This is a genomic window from Clostridium sp., assembly GCF_047777555.1.
Taxonomy (GTDB): domain Bacteria; phylum Bacillota; class Clostridia; order Clostridiales; family Clostridiaceae; genus Clostridium_H.
The window spans coordinates 308,141-326,533 of record NZ_JBKEEV010000001.1 but is presented as its reverse complement, the minus strand read 5'-3'; the positions used below and the strand labels follow the sequence as shown (position 1 = coordinate 326,533).

The following is an 18,393-nucleotide window of genomic DNA, read 5'->3' as shown; positions in this document are numbered from 1 at the left end:
ATTTTTTGCATTGAGTTTTAGTTTTCTACCACTTTCCAAAACATTCACCCTCTATTTTCTTCTTCTCAGTTTATATACTAGTGCTAAAATTTCAGCTACAGCTTGATACATTTCTGAAGGAATTTCCCTTTCTAATTCTACTTCGTTAAATATTAATCTTGCTAAAGGCTTATTCTCTATAATTGGTACACCACTTTCTTTTGCAATTTCCTTAATTTTTATTGCCACATACCCACTTCCCTTTGCAACAAGAACAGGTGCGTTACTCTTTCCTTCTTCATACTTTAAAGCCACTGCAATATGGGTAGGGTTTGTAATTACAACAGAAGCATCTGGAACATTTTGCATCATTCTTCTTGCAGCCATTTCTCTTTGCTTCTGTTTTATCTTTCCTTTTACCTGAGGATCTCCTTCCATCTGCTTAAATTCTTCTTTTACTTCCTGTTTTGTCATTCTCATATCTCTTTTAAATTGAAACTTTTGATAAACAAAATCTAATATTGCTATAGCTGCCATAACTAAAGTTATTCTAAATAGCACATTAGAAGCCAGCTTTAAAAAGGTGGTTATAATTATTGGGAATTTTAAACTTCCCATAGTTAAAACCTTCCTAAAATTGCTTTTTAAAAATCCATAGCCTACGAATCCTACTATTAAAATTACAGCAATGTCTTTAATAAGCTCAATTACAGTTCTAATAGAAAACATCTTTTTAAATCCACTTATAGGATTTATCTTAGAAAACTGAGGCTTCAATGGTTCTGTTGTATTTATATATCCTGTTTGAAGGAAACTTGCTGCTATTCCCATAATCATAATAGGTAATGCTACAGGGAAAAAAACCAAAGCAAATCTTAACATAATAGTAAAAATAATTGATTGTAAGGTATCTGCATTTAGCTCCAGATTTAAATATCCAGTAAAAAATTCTATAATATCTTCTTTAAAAGAATTTACAATATACTCCCCTAAAGTTGTTAAAATAATAGTCGAAGTTAATAAGGTAATAGCAGTTCCAATCTCCTTACTTCTTGGAACTTGACCTTTTTTCTTTGCTTCACTCATTTTATGAGGGGTAGCTTCTTCTGTTTTATCATCTGATGCAAAGATTATAACTAAAGGTATTAACTTATAAAGCTGCCTTATAGCACTTGGTATATCATCAAAAGCATTAATAAACATATTATAAAACACTGGAAGACATAAGCATAAAACAGTTAAACCTAGCAAAATCTTTACTGGAAGACCTAAAATCATTATATTTAACTGTGGAACAGTCTTGGCCATAAGCCCCATAGTTAAATCTGCTAATATAATAATCAATACTATAGGTATTGCTATTCTCAAACCCAATTCAAAATATTTAATAAAAACTTCTATAATAAACATAGGGCTTTTTTGAGATAAAATAAATTTTCCTAGAGGTATAATTTTAAGACTCTCTACTAATACCTTAATAAGCATATGATGTCCATCTACTATTAGAAAAGCAATTAAACTAAACCAATAAAGAATTCTCTCTATCAAGGTTACATTGCCTTCAGAGCTTGGATCAAACATAGACATCATCGAAAATCCAACTTGCATATCCATTAAGGACCCTGCTATCCTTATGCAATAAAAGCATAAGCTTGTAATAAATCCAAAGGTAAGCCCTGTGCTTATTTCACTTAAGCAATATATTATTAATTGAAAACTGCTATTTATACTGTTTAAGTATGAATAATCAATTATCGGCAATAATATAAAAGCTATAATTCCACTAAACATAATCTTCAATATTTGAGGTGTTCCTTTAGGGAAAAATACAGGAACGACTGTCATAAATGAAGACATTCTAAGGAAAATTAATAAAAAAGCTGTAAAAAAGGTTAGATTAATCAAAGTTCCCCCCACCTAATTAGTCAAATTGGCTATAATCTCAAATATTCTCTCGGCAAACCCTACAATTGTTTGATTTATAAACTTAGCTGTAATAAGTCCTACTATTGCTACACCAATAAGTTTAGGAACAAAAGTCAAAGTTTGCTCCTGTATTTGAGTAGTTGCTTGAAATATACTTATGACAAGTCCTATTACTATGGATACAATTAAAATAGGTGCCGCTGCTAAAATTCCTGTTGAAATTGCATCTTTTAATATACCCATTACCATATCTTCGCTCATTCATATCACCTCACGAAAATCCTAAAACTAACGACTTGGTTAGAAGATACCATCCGTCTACCATTACAAACAACAATATTTTAAAAGGTAGTGATATCATAACTGGCGGCAGCATAAACATTCCCATAGACATCAAAATACTTGCCACAACAATATCTATTATTAAAAAAGGTATATAAATCAAAAATCCAATAGTAAACGCTGTTTTGAGTTCACTTATTATAAAAGCAGGAATTACTGCCTTAAGTGGAGCATTGTCTTTAGTTATTTTAGATTTATCAGTCTTAGAAATATCCAGAAATAGTTCTAAATCCTTTTCCCTCGTTTCCTTCAACATAAATTTACGTATTGGTTGTGATGCCTTTTGTAAGGCTTGTTGCTGATTTATCTTATTTTCTAAAAATGGCTTGACTGCCTCACTATTAATAGTACTGTAAGTTGGATACATTATAAATATCGTTAGAAAAAGGGCAAGTCCAACTAATACTTGATTTGGAGGAGATTGCTGAGTTCCTAAAGCATTCCTTGTAAATCCTAAAACTACAATTATTCTAGTAAAACTAGTCATCATTACTAAGAATGAAGGTAAAACTGAAAGTACAGTAAGAACCATAAGCAGTTTTATATTATCTACATAATCCTTTGGAGAGCTTGCATTATCTATCGAAATATCAATTTTAGGAACTGATAATGTTTCTGGAGCCGCATATGCCTTTACTCCTGCTAAAAATATAATTACAAATATAATTAAACCCATTAATACGACTTTATTTTTTTTCATTTATTATCTTCCTTTTTTACAATAAGTTTAGAAACTGCTTCTTTAAAGTTACCATATTGCTGAATTTTATTATCTTTTTCAATTTCGCTAAGTTCTGAATCACTAAGTTCCATTAATATTTCGACCCTTCCCTGAGCCGAGGAAATTACATAGCCCCTTTCACCTATTTTGACAACTAAGAGACTGTTATCCTTCGTCAATGGTAATCTATCCAATATTCTCATATGTTTACCACTTTGCATTTCTTCAAGCTTAGCTCCTCCATATTTAAAGAACAAATATATTAGAAATATTATGAAGGGTAAAAATACTATTACCTTAACGAACATTATTATAGTTTCTTTGGTTTCCATATTAAACATCCCTACTATTGAACAATTATTTCATAGAAATATACATCCAAAATCTGTCCTTTTGTTAAAAGAGGATTAATCTTATTCTTAATTTCCTCTTTCATCTTTTCAACTCCAGCCTCTGAGAAATCTTCTGGCTTTTTTGATCTTAACACAGTATTAACAGCATCTCTTAAAATAGCTTTATTATTTTCTAACTCTGCTTGTAACTCCTTATTTTCTTTAACATCAGCATATCCTACATATATCTGTGTTTTTAGATATCTTGAAGTCCCATCTGATTTTAGATTTACTAGAAATTCATCTAAAGAAAATGTCTTTTGAGTTATACCTGTACCAACAGGCTTAACATAAACTTGTGTATTTGTTTTATCTTTAGAAGATATATAATATCCTGCAAAAATTCCACCGCCTAAGAGGACTGCTGATAATAACACTATTATAACTATCTTTAAAACCTTTCTTTTTGAACTTGTTTTCTTTTCTTCATCTGCCATATTACTTATTCTCCTTTTCGTTTGCTACAATTAATATATTAACTCTTCTATTTTTTGCTTTATTCGCATAGGTGGTATTTGGAACTATAGGTTGATGTTCCCCATACCCTGCTGCTTGGAATCTTTTAGGATTCATTCCCTTGCTTTCAACAAAATACTTTAATACATTAACAGCTCTTTGAGTAGATAATTCCCAATTGCTTTCAAACTGATAATTGTGAATAGGTACATTGTCCGTATGTCCCTCTACAATGATTTCATTTGGAATAGATGCTATAAGTTTAGAAATTTTATCTAGAACTTTTTTACTAGGCTCTTTTAAATCTGCTTTTCCAGTATCAAACAATACATTATCTTTCAATTCAATTATGATTCCCTTAGAATCTCTTTTTATTTCAGCTACATCTTCAAGACCATTTGATTTTACAAAGCTTTTAACCTTATCATACATTCCTTTGCTTTCTCCTCCTTGTTGAGGAGCTAAATCTTCGGTATACCCTACAATAGGAGCTTCTCCATTATTATAAAGTTCTAAAATGCTATCGCCAGATTCCCCAGTAAAAACAGATTGCATAGAATTAATCATCTTTTGAAACTTTGTAGCATCTATATTTGAGTAAGAGTATAATAAAACGAAAAAAGTTAAAACCAACGTAATTGTATCTGCATAAGTAGCTAGCCATGTCTCTGTATTGATTTCGTCGCCTTCTCTTTTTTTTCGTTTAGACATCTGCTCCCACCTCACTAGCTGCTTGCACTTCATAATATTTTTTCTTATCCAAAGGATTTAAATAAGATACTAGCTTTTCTTCTACAATCCTTGGATTAACTCCTGACTGTATTGCAAGTACGCCTTCTAACATCATTTCTCTTGCAGTAGTCTCTCTACCGCTCTTGTAATTCAAATTTGATGCCATAGGATTCATTACCAAATTGGCAATAAGAGAACCATAATATGTTGTTATAAGTGCTTTTCCCATACCTGGTCCAAGAGATGATGGATCATTAAGATTTGCAAGCATTTGAATTAATCCTATAAGAGTACCAAGCATACCAAAGGCTGGCGCATAAGCAGCCCAGGATCTCAGCATATCTGAACCGTCCTTATGTCTTTTTTCCATCTCGCTTATTTCTAGTTCTAAAATTTCCCTTATGGTTTCAGGTTCAATTCCATCTACTACCATCTGAAGACCTTTCTTTAAAAATTCATCTTCTATATTATCGATATCATCTTCAAGAGATAATAATCCCTCACGTCTAGCTTTTTTAGACAGCTCTCCAAATTCACTAATTATAGATAATGCATCCATACTGCTATCTTTAAAGGATTGTATTAGCACTTTAACCATTCTTTTAAACTCATTTAAAGGATAATTGATTAGTAAGGCGCTAAAAGATCCTCCTACGGTAATTGCTATTGATGGTAAGTCATAAAACATTTTAAATGTTCCTCCACCGCTTAGCATACCGTAAACCATAAGTCCACTACCTGCTAGTAGTCCTACAAGAGTTAACATATCTTGTCTTTTCATCGTAAATTGCCTCCTATAAACCCAATGTGAAAATCTTTCTCTTGTATTCTATAACTCTATTTATAATTTCTTGTGGTGTCTCAAGTACAATGTATTTTTTGCCATTAGTAAGGGTTATTATAGTCTCTGGAACCTGTTCTATCTTTTCAATATGGTCTGAATTTAAATACATTTGTTTATTATTTAAGCCTGTTACATTTATCATAACAACCCCCCACTTTTAAATTGACAATTGGAAATTGACAATGATTTAAAGAAATTCCGCAAGAATTTCTATATCAATTGTCAATTATCCATTATTCATTGTCAATTTGTTCTAATTATTATCTTTTAAGATTAATAATATCCTGTAAAATTTCATCTCCTGTACTAATTGTTTTTCCAGCTGCTTGGAAAGCTCTTGTGGTTACTATCATGTCTGTGAATTGTTCTGCAAGATCAACATTTGACATTTCAAGACACCCACTAATAATATCTCCATAAGCATCACTATTGTCTAATTCTTCTGCACCTACTCCACTTCTCACTATTGCATCTCCTGAGTTTGCTGTATTTTTATAAAGATTATTACCTAGTTTTTCAAGTCCAGCTGGATTAGTGAAAGACGCCATAGCAATTTGTCCAAGAGCTGTAACGCTTCCATCCTCTAACACAGCTTTTATAATTCCATCTTTTTCAATTGAAAAACTGGTTACTCTTAAAGTAGTATCGTCCTCTGCATTATATACAGTATCTGGTATCGTAAGAGGTACAAGTGATTCACCAGCCACAAACCCTTCATCGTTAGGATTAACAAAATTTACAGCAGGTCGTCCTTTTTCGTCAATTAGACTGTAATCTATACTAGGATCACTACCACCACTTGAAACAGCATATCCTAATACTCTGTATCCATCTGATGTTAATAAATTTCCCTTAGTATCTCTAACAAGTGCTCCGTCCCTTGTATAGCTTATATCCATGCCATTGGTTTCCGAAATTATATGTTCTTCCCCTTCTTCTTCTCCTCCAATTGTTACCGCTGTATCATTGTCCTCTGGAAATGCTCCTTTACCAACTATAAGATACCCTTCACCATCTATTGCAACATCTAAGTTTCTACTAGTAGGCTGCAACATACCTTGAGTTACTAATGTATCTATTCCTGCAACTTGAACTCCAATACCTACTTGTTTTGGATTTACACCACCTTGGTTTCTTCCTGGTGCTGTAGCATCTGAAACACTTTGACTTAGCATATCTTGAAACCTTACTCTAGAACCTTTAAAAGCAGTAGTTCCTACGTTAGCAATATTATTACCTGTTACGTCAAGCTTTGTTTGATTAACTTTCATTCCACTTATTCCTGCATACATAGATCTTAACATTTTAATTCCCTCCAACCTCTTTAATTGCCAATTGAGCATTGTCTATTGTCAATTTATTATTTTTTATCACTTCTTGCGAATGAGCTCACTCTGATTCCATCATTCATCAGAGTTTGGCTTCCTTTCGGTCCAGCCTCTATAACAACACTACACTATCTATATTTGTAAACACATTTCCTTTTGATTCATCTTTATCAACTGCTGTTATTATAGTTCTGTTTTTTATACTTGCGACTAATGCCACATTCTTATAAAAAATCAAAGAATCTTTTGCTCCTTTTTCACTTGCCATGTTAATTCCTATATTAATGTTATTCATATCTTCTTCGGTAAACCTTATGTTCCTGTCTTCAAGCCTTTTTGCAGCATGATTTGATATTGTAAAATTAGAACTTTTATTTATTTGGCTATTTAGATATTTCTTCAAATGTACTTAGAATATGCTTGTACTTCTGAACTTTGTTCACTTCTAGTGTTATGAGGAAAATTACCAACGGGATATAACTTGCCATTTATTACTCTATAACCCATAGATATCACCTAAAATCATCTATTCTTTTACCTTTACTACATCATTATAATAAAATTCTTTTTCTTCCCCACTGTCTTCAAGTCTAACCTTTAATTTAATGCCATCTGATGTTTTAAAAGTTTCAATTACAGTTCCTGAATAATTTTCTGTAGTATCACCTGATTTTACACTTAACTCAACCTGCTTATTGATTAAATTAGATGCTAGCATAAAATTCATGCTGTTGCTTGCATATGCTATGTTATCAATTAAATATGAAAGCATTTGTGACTTATCATCTGGAACATCCAAAACTTCAGACACATCTTTAAAAGAGAACTCTTTTTCTTCATATCCTATTAATTTGTCTCCTTCATACTTTCCTACTTGTACAGTTAGATTAATTTCATCTCCATCTCTAGATACATTAACTATAGGTCCACCGTATTGCCTTCCATTTTCATCATAGGCATTTAAAGCCACAGTCTTTCCTACGAGATTGCTTACAGAATTAAAACTCATAGTATTATTTAAGTTTGCCATTTGTTCAAGACTTGAAAATTGAGCTAACTGGGACACATAGGCTGTGGAGTCTTTTGTATTCATAGGATCTTGGTTAGTTAATTCTGCAGTTAAAATTTTCAAAAATGCATTCTTATCCATCTCTTGACCTTTTTTTACTATTCTAGTACCTCGTTCTGTTGCACCTTGTAATGATGAAACTGAATCTATCATAAGTTTCCCCCCCTTATACAAAGACATTTACACCATTTTCTTCATCTAATAATGAAGAATCTTCAATTGTGCTGTCGTCATCTACGGCTATAACTCTTCCTGGATTTTTGTTGCTGCTAAACTGTCTGTCCCTTCCGCTGCTGTTTTCTCTACTAAAAAATGTAGTATCTCCATTATAAATATCAACAGTAAAGTTTTGTATTTTTATTTGTTGACTTTCTAACTTTTCATTCAAATCTTGAAGATTTGAGCTTAGCAAGTTGTATGCATCCTTATTAGAAGCAGTAATATTAGCTTTTATAAGCCCATTCTCCATAGTAATCTTAATAGTGACTTCTCCAAGTTCTTTTGGCATTATCTTTACTGTCATCTGTTTTATATTATTTAGTTCCATATACTTTACAGACTTGATTATGTCGTTAACTAAAGTATCTCTATTAATTACAATATTCTCTGCTCTGTTTATGGACACAGTATCAGCAGATTTTGTAATATGACTCATAAGATTCATTACCTTATCAAACTTATAATCTGTGTCTTTTTCATTCCCAGATGCTAAATTTTTTAATAGTTTATCCTCTCTATTTTCTAAAGAAGATAGGCTGTTTTCTTTGTTATTATCTTGATTTAGATTTTTCTGATCTTGAGAAAATTTAGATAGGGATGATGCAGTTTTTTCAAGTAACTTTCCCTTAACCTTGCCCATGGCTTCTTCATAAGTTCTAATTGAAGAATTTTCGCTATTTAATAACGGCTTTTCTTTAATCAATTCTTTTTGTACACTCTCTAAAGATTTTCCAATTGCCTCTTGTATATCAATTTTTACATCATCAACTTTTAATTCTTCCTTATTGAGCATATTCTGCTCTACAGCATTATTTAATGCACTCTTAATAGAATTTTTTATATCTTGGGAAAGCTTTTCTATTGCTGATTCATCATTTACAAAATCCAACTCAGCATAAGCATCGGTTAAATTGCTGCTGTTAATATCAAATAAGTTTTCAGAATTATTTGTTAAGACTTTAGTATTTAGTTCCTTACTTATATTTTTTTCAACAAGCCCTTCAAAAAATTTAGCAGTTATAGCACTTGAAATTTTATCTATTAGACTTGAACTTTCTTTACTATTATCTGGACTTAAAATTTCTTTATCATTATCTAAATCGTTTATGCTCTCCTTAGATTTACTCATCAGTGTTTGAAGTGCATTCATTAAAAGATTTTCAGTATTTTCACTGTTCAAAAATACTTCGTCAGTATTATCAGATAAAGATTCAGCATCAATATTAGTATCAGTATTAATGCCAACATTAATATTAGTGTCAATATTAGTATCAGTATCAATATTAATACCAACATCACTAAGCATTTCCTTTATCTTTTCATCACTAAAAACTTTATTTAATATCTGCACTATTTCATTAGTACTTAAATTAAAAATCTGATCTATAGATACATATGATTTATCTATATCTTCATTTAAATCTTTATCTAGCCCTTCATCTAAATCCTCTTTTATATTTTTATCTGTAGAAGTTTTTTTCAAGCTGCTAAACTTAGACTTTAAATTCAGCTTATCCAGCATATTTTTAAAATCTGTATATTCAGTTTTATTTTTATTACTATTTGTGACATTCTTTTTCGTAATGTTAGCAACAGCATTATTAATCAGCAAATTAGCACTTATATTCATACCTGAATTGCTCATAACTTCACCCCCTTTCTTATTATTTAGCTTTTGAATTTCTTATATATCCATAAAGAGCAAATTCATCATTAGCATTCTGTTCTATTAGATTTTGCTCTTTAATATAAGCTTGTTTTTGTTTATCTTTTAAAATTTCTACAGTTTTTCTTTCAATTTGCCTACTTTTTAGCAATTCTCTTTTCGTCTCTAAAACTTCCACTTTTTTTTCAAGTTCCTCACTAGTTTCAACTATATTGAATTCTAGTACATTGCAATAGCTTTGCCTTATCTTTCTCTCAACGGCACTGCAATTCAAATCAAACTTAGAATATTTATCATAGCTTTCTTGCAAAGTCTCTAATTTTTTTTCCACTAAATTTTTTTCATCTTGAGCAGCCTTAAATTCTCTTTTGCTCTCTTCTTCTTTCGCATATCTAATATCAAGAATCTTTTGAAGCCTAAATTTGAAACCAGACATACTAATTCCTCTATTCTTATCTAAGTTTTAATCTATTTAAACATGTTTTTAAGTCTATCTATACTTTCATTAAAATCACTATGTTCATTTATACCTTGTCTTAAATAATTAGTTATTTCATCATAATACTGTATTGACAGGTCTACCTTTTTATTGCTTCCTTTAACATAAGCTCCTATATTGATTAAGTCTTCTGAGTTCTTATATGTAGCTAGAAGATCCCTTGCAAAAGATGCTGCATTTTTATGATCTTCTTCAGCTATTTCGGACATAAGTCTGCTTACACTGCTTAAGATATCTATAGCTGGATAGTGATTTTTAGCTGCTAAGGTTCTTGATAGAACTATGTGTCCATCTAGTATACCTCTTACCGCATCTGCAATGGGTTCATTAAAGTCATCTCCATCAACCAAAACCGTATAAAAGGCTGTTATAGAACCTTTATCAGACATTCCAGATCTCTCCATAAGCCTTGGAAGCATAGCAAACACTGAAGGAGTATAACCTTTTGTTGCTGGAGGCTCTCCTATAGCAAGACCTACCTCTCTTTGAGCCATAGCAAATCTGGTTACAGAGTCCATCATTAATATGACCTTTTTTCCTTTGTCTCTAAAATATTCAGCTATAGCTGTAGCTGTAAAAGCTCCTTTTAGCCTTACTAAAGCAGGCTGATCAGAGGTAGCACACACTATAATAGACTTTTTAAGTCCTTCTTCACCCAAATCTTTTTCTATAAAATCTAAAACTTCTCTTCCTCTTTCTCCAATTAGAGATATTACATTTACATCTGCTTTAGCTTCCCTTGCTATCATTCCTAAGGTTGTACTTTTGCCAACTCCGCTGCCGGCAAATATACCTATTCTTTGTCCTTCTCCACAGGTTAAAAATCCATCTATAGCTCTTACTCCTGTTGCAATGGCTTCCTTTATTCTTCTTCTTTTAAGAGGATCTGGCGGAGCAGTATCCAAGGGATAATCCTCACCTGTTTTTAGCTTTTCTCCATTAAGAGGTCTTCCAAGTCCATCAAGAACCTTTCCAAATAATTCTTCAGAACATTTCGCGCTTAAAGGCTTTCTTGATGGAACAACTTTACACCCTGGTGCAATACCATTTAACTCTCCTAAAGGCATCAAAATAACGTTGTCCTCTTTAAATCCAACAACTTCACAAGGTATAAGGTTATTTTTTTCATTATATACATTACAAACTTCTCCAACAAATGCCTTTATACCTTCAACCTCTATGGTAAGTCCAATTACCTGTTTAACTATACCTTCTATGTATTTAAAGTCGCACTCTTGGATTTTTTTTTGTATGCCTGAAAAATCTATTGATATGTCCACCAGTCTCTCCCCCATATTTCGTCAATACCCAATCGCTATTTTTGGTTCTTTCTCTTCTAGCTTGTTTCTATGATTTCCTTAACCTTTTTAATTGCCTCTGTTACGCTTACTACAATTTTGCCATTTTCCCTTTGAATTTCTGCATTTCCTTCTTCTAAATTATCATCTGGTACTACGAAGACTTCTCCTCTAAATACGCTTCGATTTTTCCATACCTCTAATTTTTCTTTTAAATCTTCTATGTAAATACTGTTACACCTTACTATTATTGTTTTAGATTTTACAATTGCTTCCACAGCATCTAAAACCATACTTGTTATTCCATCTTTATCTTTAATCTCTCTTTTCAATATACCTTCAGTAATTGATATTATTAATCTTTTTATCTCTTCTTGCTTTTCCTTCATGTATCTTATGTATTCCTGCTTTGCGGAATATAAAATTTTATCAGCATTTTTTTTTAGGACTTCACATTCCTTCTCTGTTCTATCTTTTACTTCTTCGTAATAAGTGTTTGCTTTTGCAATTCCCTCTTCACGCCCAGAAATCTCTCCTTCACTATAACCTTTTTCATAAGCCTCTTGTCCAATTCTCTGAGCATCACTATAAGCAGAAGCTAAAATTTCATCACTTTGCCTTCTTGCATTTTCTAGCATTGTCCTTGCTAAAACTTCATAGCTTTCTATAAAATCCTTAGCATTCTTTTCTCCTAATTCTTTATTTTTTTCAATTACATATTCTGTATTTATCTCTTTTTTTCCTTTTTCTATAATGCTCTGGTTTTTTATAACCTTATAGGATGATAGCATCTTCTCCACCTCTCGATAGGATTATCTCACCTGCATCTTCAAGTCTTCTTATGATGCTAACAATCTTCTGCTGAGCTTTTTCAACATCCATAAGCCTTACAGGTCCCAAGAATTCTATATCTTCTTTCAAAGAAGCTGCAGCCCTCTTAGATTGATTTCTAAATATACAATTAGCAACTTCTTCCGAACATCCTTTTAATGCAAGAGCAAGATCTTTTGATTCTACTTCTCTTAATACTCTCTGTATTGAAACATCGTCTAAAGTAATAATGTCATCAAATACAAACATAGATTGTTTGATTTTTTCTGCTAGATCTGGGTCTTCTCTCTCTAAGCCCTCTGTAATATTCTTTTCAGTAGTTCTATCAACTTGATTTAATATATCAACAAGAGTGTCTACTCCGCCAATAGTCGTCATATCTGTTCTTACTACAGAGGATAACTTACTGTTTAGTACCTTTTCTATCTCCTTTATAACCATAGGCGACGTATTATCCATAGACGCTATCCTAAAAGCTACTTCTGTTTGTATATCCTCTGGTAACTCTCCTATAATCTGTCCAGCTTTATCTGGCTGAAGATAGCATAGTATCAGCGCTATAGTCTGAGGATGTTCATTAGATATTACATTTAAAAGTTGATGAGCATCTGCTTTTCTTGCAATTGCAAAAGGTCTATATTGCTGAGTAGCTTCACTTACTTTTTCTAAAATTTCCTCTGCCCTTTGACTTCCAAGAGCTTTTCCAAGGAGGGTTTTGGCATATTCAAAACCTCCTTCTAATATGTAGTCCTTTGCTTTATTCATTTCTACAAATTCACGTAATATTTCAGCTCTTTGTTCTTGTTTTACCGATGTAATATTTGCTATTTCATAAGTTATTTTTTGTATTTCCGAATCCGTCATTCTTTTAATAATACCCGAAGCAACTTCTGGACCTAGGGTTATAAATAGAATGGCTGCTTTTTGAACTCCTGTCAGTTTGTTTTCTTTTGCCATTCTTGTCATCACCTCTCATCCTCTGTCATCCATGATTTAATAATTTCTGCAACCTGCTCTGGCTTCTCAGTTGCATATCTTTTAATCTCCTTTTCAATATGTGTTTTCTCATTCTCTTCTTCAAAGTTCATTGGAGGAAGTGGTTCTTTTGGAGTAATATTATCATCTATAAGCATATCTATTCCTTGTGTCTCTTCTTCCATCTTTGCCTTTCTAGCTTTTCTTAAAGATATTAGGATTATTAGAAGCAATACTATTGCTGCAGCTCCTCCCCCAATACACTTATACATAAGAGACTTTTTCTTAGCTTTCTCTTCAGCAGCTAATCTTGCCGCTTCTTCCTGAGCCATAGCATCAGCATCATTATTAAATTTCATTCCTTCTATACTTATAATATCTCCTCTACTCTGATCATAAGATATAGCAGCAGAAACTAAACTATTTATTTTTGACTTTTCCATATCGGTTAGATTTTCGTCATTAACAGTTACAGAGGCTGAAACCCTTTTTACCTTTCCTGGAGCTGCTACAACTTTCTCCTCTATTTTACCTACTTCATAATTTTTAGTCTGCTTTTCCTGACTTGATTCTACAGTGTTCCCATTAGCATCAGTATATGTATTAGAAAGATTGTTATCTACAGGACCAGAACTAGTATTACCACCAGCTGTAGTATTTGTGCTCTTTTCAGTTTGTTCACTTCTAACAACATTATTAGGATCATATACAGTTGAAGTCTTTTGAGAGGCATCAAAATCAGCATCTACATCCACAGTTGCCTTAACTCCACTACCATATTTAGGTGATAACAACGTAAGTATCTTCTTTTCATACTCTTTTTCTAGATTCTTTTCATATTGCTGCTGTTTACTTGTTGCAGATTCAATATCAGTATTTTCATCGTCCAATAATTCTTCACTAAGATCGGAAGTTTTTCCGTTAATTACCCCAATAACTTTTACATTTTCCTTCTTTAAATTTTTCACACTTCCAGTCAAGAGAGAAACTATAGCTTGAACCTGATCTTTCGTTATATTTTTACCTTGTTCAACTTCTAATCTTACAGACGCTTGAGCAGGTTCTGCTTCCTTTAGAAAATTGCTGTCTTCTTGCATAACTAAAAATACAGTAGCTTGTTTAACTTCTGGAAAAGATTTAATAGTTTTAGCAAGCTCACCTTCAAGGGCCATCTTATACTTTAAATTTCTCTCCTTATCGGTCATACCAAAAGCACTAGTATCTTCTAAAAGTTCATATCCCTTACTGCCATCTGTAAGCTGAGGTGCTAGTTCAAGTCTAAGTTCAGAAACATTTTCTTCTGGAACCTTTATTGTATTGTTGTCCACTACGTATTCGATTTTCTTTTCATTTAGTTTACTAAGCACAATTTGTGCATCATTGGGATCTATATCACTATATAAAACCGCATATTTAGTCGTATTTAAATATATGATTATGTATATAAGGGCTGAAATTAAACCTAAAAAAAGGATACCAAAGGCTATTTTCTTTCCTTTACTCAGCTCTTTAAACTTCCCAACAAGTTTATTAAAACTTTCCTTTATTCTGTTCATTTATCTAGCACTCCTAACTACACCTGCATTCTATTTATCTCCTGATAAGCCTCCAACAATTTATTTCTTACCTGTACTGCTAGTTGAAGAGAAAGTTTAGCTTCTTCCGTCTTTATCATAACTTCATGTACATCAACATCTTCGCCTTTTATAAATTCTTCTGTTGTTTTCTCTGCTTCTAGCTGTTTCTCATTTACTTCTTCAAGTTTATTCTTTAATGTTTCTACAAAGCTTGAAGTAACAGTTTCTCCTGCATCTTCTGTATTTCCATTATTAACTTCTTGAAATCCAAGATTTGAATAAATTTTAGTATTTGGTATAAAATCATTGATTTTCATATACATTTCCCCTATCTACCTATTTCTAATGCTTTCACAAACATACTTTTTTCTGAATTTATAGCAGTTACATTAGCTTCATAAGCACGAGTAGCCGCTATCATATCTGCCATTTCATTTAAAATATTTACATTAGGCATTAAAACATAGCCTTCTTCATCTGCATCAGGATGGGTTGGATCATACACCCTTCTCAACTCAGAATTATCTTCTATAATGCCTACTGCTTTTACTCCGTTAAGCTTATTTTCATATGTATTTGTATTCTTATTTAATTCCTGTTTCAAATTTTCCTCAAAAACTGCAACTTTTCTTCTATAAGGTTGTCCATTTTCTCCCCTTGTAGTAGAAACATTGGCAATATTTGATGCTATAGTGTCCATTCTCAATCTTTCTGCCGAAAGACCACTAGAACTTATTCTAATAGAACTAAAAGCGCTCATACTACTTTCCTCCATTTATGACAAATCTTTTAAGAGACAATCTAGAATTTAGCTCTGTAATTAAAGCATTATACTTTAAATTATTAGCAGCTAAATTTGTCATTTCATTATCTATATCTACATTGTTTCCATCCATTCTCATACTATTTGATTCATCTCGTTTAACACTAATTTCGCCGTATTCTTCATCATAACTTATATGTCTTTTATCAGTAGTTTTAAGATCTACATCACTTTTAGCATCTTGAAGAGTTTCTTCAAATGTAACGTAATGCCTTTTATATCCTTTAGTATTAACATTTGCTATGTTGTTAGCTATTACCTGTCCCCTAGCAACAGATGCATCAAGGGATTTTTTTATCAAGTCGTAAGTCTTTTCACTTTCTGATAAGCCCACCATTTTCATTGCACCATCTCCCTTTTTTCTATTTACGTATTATTCAACATAATATATGTAAATTCTTTTTAATACTACCTCATATGTTATTTATATCATAAGTTTGCCATATCTTCCACAACTTTTTTCTATATATACTACCATATATGTTACCAATTAATACTTTATTATTAAATTTAATACTTTATTAATATTTATTATACAATATTTTTCTATTATTTTAAAGAACTTTTAATTATTTTTTTATATAGATTTAAATTGTAATTAAAACTCTCTTTTTTAATCACAACTATAAATATCATTTAAACTTAGACGATAAAAATATAATAAATAAAAAATATATAAGGAGGTATATAATTGCAAAAATTAAAAAAAATATCTTTTGCATTTCTTTTTCTTACAGCCTTTACTCTATTATTTGATCTCAAGGCTTATGGAGTCACTGAAAGAAAAGTGAAGCTTGCTGCTGGAGAAAATCATTCTCTAATTTTAAATTCAAACGGTACTATTTACTCTTGGGGTTCAAACAACTTTGGTCAACTTGGCAATTCTACAGAAATAGATAGTTTGAAACCTATGACTGTTGAAGATACCTTTGGAGATGAAGATATTATTTCAATTGCAGCTGGTGCTTTCCATAGTATAGCTTTAAGCGACGATGGAAATCTGTGGACATGGGGTTGGAACATGTATGGTCAGCTGGGAGATGGAAGCCAAAAAAATAGAAATACTCCTAGAAAAATTCATTCTATATCAAAAGTAAAGGCTGTTTCAGCCGGTTATTCCCACACCATAGCACTTAAAGATGATGGTACAGTTTGGGCATGGGGACAAAACGATTCAGGACAGCTTGGAAACAATTCAACTAAAAATTCCGACTCTCCAGTGCAAGTTTATGGATTAAAAAATATTGTAGCAATTTCTGCAAATAGTAAGCATAATTTAGCCTTAGATTCAGATGGTACCATATGGTTCTGGGGCGAAAATTGGGGTGGCCAGCTTGGTGAATTGTTTTCCAGCATCAAGATACCTAGGGCATTAACCCTTCCAAAAGATAATGATGGAAATAATCTGGTTCCAGCTTATATATCTGCAGGAAAATATCATTGCATAGCACTAATGTTTGATGGTTCTGTATGGACCTGGGGATTTAATCCTTTTAATGATTTAGATAGCTCAACTTCAAATCCGGTAAAAGTAGAAGGATTGGATAATGTAATAAGAATATCTGCTGGAAATGATCATAACTTAGCACTAAAAAGAGATGGCAGTCTTTGGGCTTGGGGATTAAATGGATCAGGACAACTTGGAAATGGTACTAAGAGAGGACAGCAGCACTCCTAAATTAGTAGCCATATCTAACAATATAGATAGTATATGTGCTGGAAACTCATTTAATTTAGCCTTAGATAAAAACGGAAATTTCTTTTCTTGGGGATTAAATAAATATGGCCAGCTTGGAGATGAAACCACGGAAAATCGTACAACGCCAGTTTTATTAGACTTAACTGCTGTAAAAGGTATTTCACTAAATGAAAAGAAAATAACTGTATCCGTAGGTTCCTCTTATAGACTCTTCGCCACTATAACTCCTCGCAACGCTTCAAATACGGATGTAGTTTGGAGTTCTTCTAAGAGTTATATAGCAAGCGTGGATGATACCGGAAAGGTAACTGCACATTCTCCTGGAACTGCAACAATTACAGTTAAAACTTTAGACGGAGGATATACAAGCTCCTGTGAAGTAACTGTTCCTGTTCCTGTTAGCGGCATTAGTCTTAGTAAAAGTTCAATCACTCTTATATTGAATAAAACTAATTTTGATACAGATACTATACATGCTACCATATATCCTTCTAATGCAGATAACAAGGAGATCATATGGTCATCTAGTAATCCTAATGTAGTTAGTGTGGACTCAAAAGGAGTAGTAAGAGCTGTTTCTCCTGGAAAAGCTGTTATAACTGCAAAAACCAAAGATGGTAATTATAAAGATACAGTAGATGTAACAGTTACAGACGAGGGGCTGTCAGAATGGAAAACAATTAAAATGTTATATCCAGTGGATATAAATAAAAATTGGAAAATTAATTTCAGCCTTCCTCTTTATTATAAAACTGTAACAAAAGAAAATATATATATTAAAGATGAATATGGTAACAAAATAGATACAGAATTATACTTTGTAGATGAATCCAATAATATTTCTAGTATAAATTCTGATATAACTGCCAGCTCTGTTCTAATAATTCCTAAGAGCACATATGTAAAAGGCAGAACTTACTATTTATATATAGATAATGATTTACAATCTAAAAAGAATAAAACTTTCTTAAAACAAAGAATGAAGATAGAATTTAAAGTAAAAGAAAACTAGCTAGA

The 18,393-nt window shown here is 32.0% G+C and carries 21 protein-coding genes and 1 pseudogene; 2 read left to right on the top strand and 20 right to left on the bottom strand.

Going from position 1 to position 18,393, the window contains the following annotated elements; all coding sequences use genetic code 11:
• Positions 1–51 precede the first annotated feature (51 nt).
• The 20 genes and pseudogenes from ACFWTK_RS01585 to flgB all read right to left on the bottom strand — a co-directional run bounded on the left by ACFWTK_RS01585 (position 52) and on the right by flgB (position 16,020).
• A complete protein-coding gene (locus ACFWTK_RS01585) occupies positions 52–1,884 on the bottom strand; it encodes a fused FliR family export protein/FlhB family type III secretion system protein (RefSeq protein WP_415874400.1) in 1,833 nt (610 codons plus the stop codon).
• Between the two features lie 12 nt (positions 1,885–1,896).
• On the bottom strand, positions 1,897–2,166 hold the full coding sequence (gene fliQ, locus ACFWTK_RS01580; RefSeq protein WP_415874399.1) for a flagellar biosynthesis protein FliQ: 270 nt from the start codon (positions 2,164–2,166) through the stop codon (positions 1,897–1,899).
• Between the two features lie 10 nt (positions 2,167–2,176).
• Entirely contained in the window at positions 2,177–2,947 is a 771-nt protein-coding gene (gene fliP, locus ACFWTK_RS01575) for a flagellar type III secretion system pore protein FliP (RefSeq protein ID WP_415874398.1), read from the bottom strand.
• Positions 2,944–3,300: a flagellar biosynthetic protein FliO gene (gene fliO, locus ACFWTK_RS01570; protein ID WP_415874397.1), complete on the bottom strand. Its 357-nt coding sequence runs from the start codon at positions 3,298–3,300 to the stop codon at positions 2,944–2,946. Before fliO ends, fliP begins: the two co-directional genes overlap by 4 nt.
• A 14-nt stretch (positions 3,301–3,314) precedes the next feature.
• Positions 3,315–3,797, bottom strand: a complete 483-nt coding sequence (locus tag ACFWTK_RS01565; protein WP_415874396.1) for a flagellar basal body-associated FliL family protein — start codon at positions 3,795–3,797, stop codon at positions 3,315–3,317.
• Between the two features lies 1 nt (position 3,798).
• On the bottom strand, positions 3,799–4,527 hold the full coding sequence (locus ACFWTK_RS01560; RefSeq protein WP_415874395.1) for an OmpA family protein: 729 nt from the start codon (positions 4,525–4,527) through the stop codon (positions 3,799–3,801).
• Positions 4,520–5,329 carry a motility protein A gene (locus ACFWTK_RS01555; protein WP_415874394.1) on the bottom strand — a complete coding sequence of 270 codons (810 nt, stop codon included), beginning with the start codon at positions 5,327–5,329 and terminating at the stop codon, positions 4,520–4,522. Before ACFWTK_RS01555 ends, ACFWTK_RS01560 begins: the two co-directional genes overlap by 8 nt.
• A gap of 13 nt (positions 5,330–5,342) precedes the next feature.
• On the bottom strand, positions 5,343–5,534 hold the full coding sequence (locus ACFWTK_RS01550; RefSeq protein ID WP_415874393.1) for a flagellar FlbD family protein: 192 nt from the start codon (positions 5,532–5,534) through the stop codon (positions 5,343–5,345).
• Positions 5,535–5,652: 118 nt separating this feature from the next.
• Entirely contained in the window at positions 5,653–6,696 is a 1,044-nt protein-coding gene (locus ACFWTK_RS01545; RefSeq protein WP_415874392.1) for a flagellar hook-basal body complex protein, read from the bottom strand.
• A 136-nt stretch (positions 6,697–6,832) separates the two neighbouring features.
• Positions 6,833–7,227, bottom strand: a pseudogene (locus tag ACFWTK_RS01540) (TIGR02530 family flagellar biosynthesis protein).
• A gap of 19 nt (positions 7,228–7,246) precedes the next feature.
• A complete protein-coding gene (locus ACFWTK_RS01535; RefSeq protein ID WP_415874391.1) occupies positions 7,247–7,942 on the bottom strand; it encodes a flagellar hook assembly protein FlgD in 696 nt (231 codons plus the stop codon).
• A gap of 13 nt (positions 7,943–7,955) precedes the next feature.
• Complete coding sequence (locus tag ACFWTK_RS01530) at positions 7,956–9,653, bottom strand: flagellar hook-length control protein FliK (protein ID WP_415874390.1); 1,698 nt, start codon at positions 9,651–9,653, stop codon at positions 7,956–7,958.
• Positions 9,654–9,672: 19 nt separating this feature from the next.
• On the bottom strand, positions 9,673–10,110 hold the full coding sequence (gene fliJ / locus ACFWTK_RS01525) for a flagellar export protein FliJ (protein ID WP_415874389.1): 438 nt from the start codon (positions 10,108–10,110) through the stop codon (positions 9,673–9,675).
• A 32-nt stretch (positions 10,111–10,142) separates the two neighbouring features.
• Positions 10,143–11,468, bottom strand: a complete 1,326-nt coding sequence (fliI, locus tag ACFWTK_RS01520; protein WP_415874388.1) for a flagellar protein export ATPase FliI — start codon at positions 11,466–11,468, stop codon at positions 10,143–10,145.
• A 41-nt stretch (positions 11,469–11,509) separates the two neighbouring features.
• On the bottom strand, positions 11,510–12,262 hold the full coding sequence (locus ACFWTK_RS01515; protein WP_415874387.1) for a fliH protein: 753 nt from the start codon (positions 12,260–12,262) through the stop codon (positions 11,510–11,512).
• Positions 12,246–13,259, bottom strand: a complete 1,014-nt coding sequence (gene fliG / locus ACFWTK_RS01510) for a flagellar motor switch protein FliG (protein ID WP_415874674.1) — start codon at positions 13,257–13,259, stop codon at positions 12,246–12,248. Before fliG ends, ACFWTK_RS01515 begins: the two co-directional genes overlap by 17 nt.
• 8 nt (positions 13,260–13,267) lie before the next feature.
• The gene (gene fliF, locus ACFWTK_RS01505; RefSeq protein ID WP_415874386.1) at positions 13,268–14,833 is read right to left on the bottom strand and encodes a flagellar basal-body MS-ring/collar protein FliF; all 1,566 of its coding nucleotides are present in this window, start codon (positions 14,831–14,833) and stop codon (positions 13,268–13,270) included.
• Between the two features lie 17 nt (positions 14,834–14,850).
• Positions 14,851–15,171 carry a flagellar hook-basal body complex protein FliE gene (fliE, locus tag ACFWTK_RS01500; protein WP_415874385.1) on the bottom strand — a complete coding sequence of 107 codons (321 nt, stop codon included), beginning with the start codon at positions 15,169–15,171 and terminating at the stop codon, positions 14,851–14,853.
• A gap of 11 nt (positions 15,172–15,182) precedes the next feature.
• Positions 15,183–15,614, bottom strand: a complete 432-nt coding sequence (gene flgC, locus ACFWTK_RS01495; RefSeq protein WP_415874384.1) for a flagellar basal body rod protein FlgC — start codon at positions 15,612–15,614, stop codon at positions 15,183–15,185.
• Between the two features lies 1 nt (position 15,615).
• Positions 15,616–16,020, bottom strand: coding sequence for a flagellar basal body rod protein FlgB (gene flgB / locus ACFWTK_RS01490; RefSeq protein WP_415874383.1), 405 nt, complete (start codon positions 16,018–16,020; stop codon positions 15,616–15,618).
• 348 nt (positions 16,021–16,368) lie between these two features.
• Here flgB and ACFWTK_RS01485 point away from each other — a divergent pair, with 348 nt between their 5' ends.
• Positions 16,369–17,355, top strand: coding sequence for an RCC1 domain-containing protein (locus ACFWTK_RS01485; RefSeq protein WP_415874382.1), 987 nt, complete (start codon positions 16,369–16,371; stop codon positions 17,353–17,355).
• Positions 17,303–18,388, top strand: coding sequence for an Ig-like domain-containing protein (locus ACFWTK_RS01480; protein WP_415874381.1), 1,086 nt, complete (start codon positions 17,303–17,305; stop codon positions 18,386–18,388). Before ACFWTK_RS01485 ends, ACFWTK_RS01480 begins: the two co-directional genes overlap by 53 nt.
• Positions 18,389–18,393 lie beyond the last annotated feature (5 nt).